General features: G+C 56.0%; 4 protein-coding genes. 3 read left to right on the top strand and 1 reads right to left on the bottom strand.

Annotated features, from left to right (window positions below):
- The first annotated feature begins 305 nt into the window (after window positions 1-305).
- Window positions 306-2,132, top strand: a complete 1,827-nt coding sequence (locus HMPREF2980_RS04400) for an ATP-binding cassette domain-containing protein (protein WP_070690359.1) — start codon at window positions 306-308, stop codon at window positions 2,130-2,132.
- A 135-nt stretch (window positions 2,133-2,267) separates the two neighbouring features.
- Here the strand turns inward: HMPREF2980_RS04400 and HMPREF2980_RS04395 are convergent, their stop codons facing one another.
- The gene (locus HMPREF2980_RS04395; protein WP_005507370.1) at window positions 2,268-2,891 is read right to left on the bottom strand and encodes a superoxide dismutase; all 624 of its coding nucleotides are present in this window, start codon (window positions 2,889-2,891) and stop codon (window positions 2,268-2,270) included.
- Between the two features lie 1,466 nt (window positions 2,892-4,357).
- Between HMPREF2980_RS04395 and HMPREF2980_RS04390 the strand changes: the two genes are divergently transcribed.
- Both HMPREF2980_RS04390 and HMPREF2980_RS04385 read left to right on the top strand, forming a co-directional pair.
- Window positions 4,358-4,909 carry a MarR family winged helix-turn-helix transcriptional regulator gene (locus HMPREF2980_RS04390; RefSeq protein ID WP_141752094.1) on the top strand — a complete coding sequence of 184 codons (552 nt, stop codon included), beginning with the start codon at window positions 4,358-4,360 and terminating at the stop codon, window positions 4,907-4,909.
- A 508-nt stretch (window positions 4,910-5,417) separates the two neighbouring features.
- Entirely contained in the window at window positions 5,418-5,942 is a 525-nt protein-coding gene (locus HMPREF2980_RS04385; RefSeq protein WP_049341967.1) for a ferritin, read from the top strand.
- Window positions 5,943-6,000 lie beyond the last annotated feature (58 nt).

Genomic DNA, 6,000 nt, shown 5'->3' with positions numbered 1-6,000 from the left:
ATCAAAGAAATGACCCACCGAGCATAAGCCCGGACTCAGAAGAATTTTTCGCGTGCTCACGCAGCTTTTTGCACAGACACATTCTCCCTGCGCACTTCCATTTTTCTGCGTGTCTCCATCAGCGCGCACGCACCCGGGCACAGGTACATCCACCGTTACGCTCGGGTTTTTTCGCGCTCTTTTTGGGGCGATCCTCTTACCGCCACGCGCTCAGCATAGGCACCCCCAAACCGCCGGCACACTACTGCAACGCACCACCGTCGGAGTTTGAGAGCACCCGAGCATCCATACCTCAAGGAGCTCGTATGACACACGTACTTCAGCCGCAGGCGACCTTTCCCCGTTCCGCTTCTTCCCGCGATGCCCGCTCGCACGCCACTTCCCACGCGGCGGCGCACATTAGTATCGCTCATCTGCACTTTGCGCACCCGAGCCAGCCTCCGCTTTTTGCGAACCTTTCGGCGGTATTTTCGGCGTCTCTAACCGGCCTTATTGGCGATAATGGTTGCGGAAAAACAACCCTCATGAGGTTGATTTTGGGTGATTTGACCCCGGATTCCGGTTCTTTGGCGGCGCCGGAACACATGGCGTATCTACCTCAAGATTTGGGCCTGGACCGGGAGCAGACCCTCGCCGAGCTCTGCGGAATCTCCGAGATTCTGCGGGCGCTACAGGCGGTGGAATCCGGCGAGTACTCCCCCGAACTCTATGAGACCATCGGGGATAACTGGGACGTTGAGGAGCGCACCCTGGCGGCTCTTGCGACCTACGGTTTCACCCCGGCGGCCCTGGTTAACCGTGACGACCCGCAGGCGGTTCGCGCACTCTTTGCCCGCAGCATGCGCAGTTTCTCCGGTGGTGAGGCGGTCATTGCCGCGCTTGCCTCGCTGATGATTTCTGACCCCGAGTTCATTCTGCTCGATGAGCCGACGAACAACCTTGATTCCGCGGCGAAGGCTCAGCTCTTCGCCGCACTGGAGGCGCTGCCCTGCCCGGCGCTCATTATCAGCCACGACCGCGACCTACTGGAGCGCGTGAACGTGATTGCCGAGCTTCACGCCGACCGCCAGGGGCTGGCTCACCTGCGCCTCTTCGAGGGTAACTACAGCACCTACCGGCAGGCGCTGGACACCGAACAGCAGGCGGCTCAGCGTCGCGTGAGCGAGGCGAAGAACCGGGTGCGTTCGGCGCATCGTGAGTGGGTGCAGGCACAGGAGATTATCTCGAAGAACATGGCGCAGGTCTGGAAGGACGACCAGCCGGACACGATTCTTGATCTAGCGAAAGATGCCTCCCGGCAGGCGGCGGCGAAGCTTCGCGGCCTGCGCGTCGGCAAGCAGGAGCAGGCTCAGGAGGAATACCAGAACGCCCAGGATGAGGTGCGCGTGCAGGAGAAAATCTATGCCGAGCTGAGCCAGCAGCCCCTACCCGCGGGGCGCAAGGTACTGGAGCTGCACAGGGTTGATTCTCGTGGGACTAACCCTCAGCAGGGTTCACGTGAAACATTTACCACTCAGCAACCCACTAAGGTTGATTCTCTGCATTTTTCACCCGTTGAGGCAGATGGCGAGAGCCGGCAGGGAACCCCTGTGGAGCACCCCGAACACCTGATTCTCAGCGGCCCCGAGCATCTGCGCATCACCGGTGCGAACGGCAGCGGCAAGACCACCCTCCTTGAGGCAATTGCCCACGCAAAAGACCCGGAGTACCGCTCCCCCGTGCAGCCCGCCTACCGGGTCGACTATTGCCTCGAGGGGGCGTACATTCCGCAGCGCATCACCCTCGACCCGCAGCTCACCCTCTTGCAGAGCGTGCAGCGTGCTAACCCCGGGGTGAGCGAGCAGCATCTGCGCGACCAGTTGGCGCGCCTGCTTTTCCGCCGCGAGAGCGTGCACCATAAGACCGGTGACCTCTCCGGCGGTGAGCGGTTCCGCGCCGCGGTGGCGCAGGTGCTTCTGGCAGATCCGGTGCCGCAACTGCTCATGCTGGATGAGCCGACGAACAACCTCGATATTTCTTCGGTGGATTGGCTGGTGCAGGCACTCGAAGCCTACACCGGTGCGCTCATCGTGGTGAGCCACGATGAGGATTTCTGCCGCCGCATCCGCATTGACCGCACGCTGGCGCTCTAGGGTTCTGCACCCAACCCCGCGGGGCAGCATCTGAATACAACGAACGGGTGCCCGGCACCTCCGAATATGGAGGCGCCGGACACCCGTTTCAGTTACCTCACCGCGGCTACTTCACCGCGCTGACGAAAACTTAGATTAGAGGACCAGGCCCTTGGTCTGGGACACTGCGCGCTCGAAGCGAGCCTGAACGTCAGCCCAGTTCACAATGTTCCAGAATGCCTTGACGTACTCGCCCTTGACGTTCTGGTAGTCCAGGTAGAATGCGTGCTCCCACATGTCCAGCTGCAGAACGGGAATCAGTGCAACGGAGATGTTGCCCTGCTGGTCGTAAAGCTGCTCGATGATGAGGCGCTTGCCAACAGTGTCCCATGCGAGGATTGCCCAGCCGGAGCCCTGAATGGTCAGTGCAACGTTGGTGAAGTGCTCACGGAACTTGTCGAAGGAGCCGAAGAACTCGTCGATTGCCGCTGCCAGCTCGCCGGTGGGCTTGTCGCCGCCCTCGGGGGACAGGTTGTTCCAGAAGATGGAGTGGTTGGTGTGGCCACCCAGGTTGAACGCCAGGTCCTTGGAGAGCTTGGAGACGTTGCCGTATGCACCGTTCTCGCGTGCCTCTTCGAGCTGCTCGAGAGCTGCGTTAGCGCCTGCAACGTATGCTGCGTGGTGCTTGTCGTGGTGCAGCTCCATGATCTTTGCGGAGATGTGGGGCTCGAGCGCCGCGTAGTCGTAGGGGAGCTCGGGGAGGGTGTACTTTTCAGCCATGATGATGCCTTTCATTAGAAAACTTGGCTTGTATTAAAGATTACCAGCGTAGCGTTTACTTTACTTTTCATGAGTTGGGGTGCGTCACATTTATGTAAGACCTTGCTTGAGCATGTGGATTTCAGGCGAAGACTTTTCCCCACACCTGTGGATAATCCTGTGTATCAACAGGATTTTCGGGGTCGGCACCCTATTCTGCCTTGAAATACCGGGGTATGCACTCATATGAATAACAGAGTTGTAAGTTCTCCACACTGTGGATAACTACTGTGGATAACATCCTATTTTGGGGATGCGCGGGGGATAAACTGCAGAATTTTCGCCCTCATTCGGGGTGTTTTTCCTTCTACTAGCCAAAATATTGAGTACTAACAGGGCCGCCGAGCGATCTTACGCGCCTCCTTACGCCGGAGGCGGTGGATTAAGTGCACAGGGTTATCCACAGCTGTGGAAATTTTCGGGTTCCGCGGTTTTAAAGGTGAAAAGGTCTTCTGTTTAAGAACTTACCCTCGCTTTTAACAGCCTCGAAAGCCTGTAATTACAAGAATTTTTCGACTGGGCCCCTCTTTGCATCTTGCATTGCCACCATCGCCAGCTTCACCAAATCACATGCGTGTAAGTTCTCCACACTGTGGATAACCATTGTGGATAACCCCTATGGATAACATTCCTGGCGCGATACGGCGCAGCAACACCACAGCTGCAAGGTGCGCAGTGCAGATACGCAGACCCCTCAATTCATGCTCCTCCCCTAGTTCGCAGGGGCGCTCTTGCTAATCCCTATGAGGGCAAAGAAAAAGAGCACCCGACCATTGGATGCTCTTAGAGTGAGTTGATAGAAATTCGAGTTAAAAAGATACGGTACGGAATGCAGCCCAACCACGAACTGCACCCGCACCGCACATCCGTCGGTAGAAATACGAGTTACTCGTACACCGACGACAATCACCGATAAATAGAGAGTCGAACCTATCGAAGCGAGCTTCCGGTCTCGCCTCGGAGGCTTCCTTCGACCCCGTTATGTAATTAGTGTACACGGTTTCATTACGGTTGCAAAGCCAAAACCGAGATTTTTTTAAAAATTTTGTTATCGTTTCGTTATTTTTCACCCTTGGCAAGCTCTTTACACTCCCTAGAATTTTCATCCACACCCCTAAAAACCTTGATATTCCGCGGAAGTTGGCTCAATTCATGAGTATGCTTCTTGGTACGTTCTCATCTATACTTGTACCGGAAATCTTTTTAAATATGTCGTGCATCACTTGTCTACCCAAGGTTTTTATAGTCGCTGCGTGCAAAAAGATGACCCTAGCACCCTCCAAAAAATTAGCACCAAAGTGTCAACCATTACTTGACCGTACCAATTTAGGGTTACTGGGCAAGACCTTTCGCTACAATGGGTGCCAGCACACCACACCTCCCCTTAATAAGGGAGCTCCATATCCGATAAAAGAGGAACCAATCCCGTGCCCATACCAACCACGTCTGCGCAGCGGTCTGACAATACCGCACACAGCGAATCCATCCAGTGGCTCTCCCCGCAAGAGCGAGAAGGCTGGCTCTTTATCAGCTCCATCATCTTCAGCCTCACCCGCAAACTGGAAAACCAGTTGCAGAGCGAAGCTGGCATTAGCTTTGTCGAATACATGGTGCTCGCGATGCTCTCCGAGTCCAAGGATCATTCCCTCACCATGACCGAGCTGGCAGTTACTACCAACACCCTCCCGGCACGCCTCTCCCGCGTTGTGGCACGCCTGGAGAAGGACGGTTACGTCCGCCGTTCCCTCAGTGCAGAAGACCGCCGAGTCAGCATCTGCCACCTGCTCCCCGCAGGCGAGCAGAAGGTGCAGGAGGTCGCACCCGGCCACGTGAGCGAAGTACGCCGCCAAATTTTCGACCACCTGACCACCGAACAGGTTGAGCATCTCGCAGAAATCGGCGAGGCGGTCCTCGGCAACACCCCCTCAAACGTCATCTCGATTGATGCACTGCAGCGTGGGAACTACCCCACACAATAACCTCCTCCGCCTTCGGGTGAGAGTTGAGAGAACCAGAGATAAGGCACATTCCCATTGGGAACGTGCCTTATCTCTTTAAAGGCGCGCGCAGAACAACCTTTACGGAGGTGGTTGGGGGCGCATCGGGGTTCTAGCCACATCAGTTTCGCCGCATTTTCGAGAGATTTTTAAGATTTTTTGCGCCCTCTAGCCCCGTGCGCAGGCACCCAACATGGTGTCTCTATGTTTACCTTGAGCCGTAGGGTTTGTGGTTTTTAAACCCGCTGTCTATCCCTGTTAAACCGCGAAATCTCAAGGAAACACACCCAATACCACACAATCCAAAGAAAGTATTCAGGGCATCCACACTAAGGGTTGTGGTGACAATATGTCAGGGGTACCTTATCTGATTCACCGATTAGCCTTTTCTCTCTGTACATGGCGCACCCCACCCCTTACGATAAATATCAACAGGTTGCACCGCGCCATCCCGGCACCCAAAAGCAACCACCATATAAGGAGAAACCATATGTCTAAGTCTTTCTACGACCTTCTGAACGAGCAGATCGGCCACGAGTTCGCTGCATCCCACCAGTACCTGTCCATGGCTATCTGGCTCGACGGTGAGGACCTGCCCCAGCTGGCTAAGTTCTTCTACCAGCAGTCCCTCGAAGAGCGCGAGCACGCACTCATGATGGTTCAGTACAAGCTGGACCGCGGCCACAAGGTCGAGATCCCCGCTGTTCCCGCTGTCAAGAACGACTTCGAGAACGTTCAGGAAATCGTTGACATGTCCCTGGCACAGGAGAAGGCTGTCACCGGTCAGATCGAGGCCCTGTTCTCCGCAGCACGCGCTGAGAACTACGCACTGGGCGAGCAGTTCATCCTCTGGTTCCTGAAGGAACAGGTTGAGGAAGTTGCAACCATGGAGACCCTGGTGACCATCGTGAAGCGCGCAAACGGCAACCTCTTCGACCTGGAGAACTACGTTGCACGCGAGCTGGCACACGACCACGGCCAGGAGTCCGGCGCACCCGCAATCGCTGGTTCCTAATCTTGCGTTCAGGCGGCTAGACACCTAGTCGACCACGCAGAATATCTGCAAAATATTA

Source organism: Rothia sp. HMSC076D04 (assembly GCF_001814645.1).
Lineage (GTDB): Bacteria > Actinomycetota > Actinomycetes > Actinomycetales > Micrococcaceae > Rothia > Rothia mucilaginosa.
The sequence above is the reverse complement of the archived record's forward strand: the minus strand, read 5'-3'. Positions and strand labels throughout refer to the sequence as shown.

What these genes read in the sequence shown, in the direction of transcription:
- HMPREF2980_RS04400 (WP_070690359.1), top strand. Translation starts at nt 306, where the DNA reads ATGACACACGTACTTCAGCCGCAGGCGACCTTTCCCCGTTCCGCTTCT.
- HMPREF2980_RS04395 (WP_005507370.1), bottom strand. Translation starts at nt 2,891, where the DNA reads ATGGCTGAAAAGTACACCCTCCCCGAGCTCCCCTACGACTACGCGGCG.
- HMPREF2980_RS04385 (WP_049341967.1), top strand. Translation starts at nt 5,418, where the DNA reads ATGTCTAAGTCTTTCTACGACCTTCTGAACGAGCAGATCGGCCACGAG.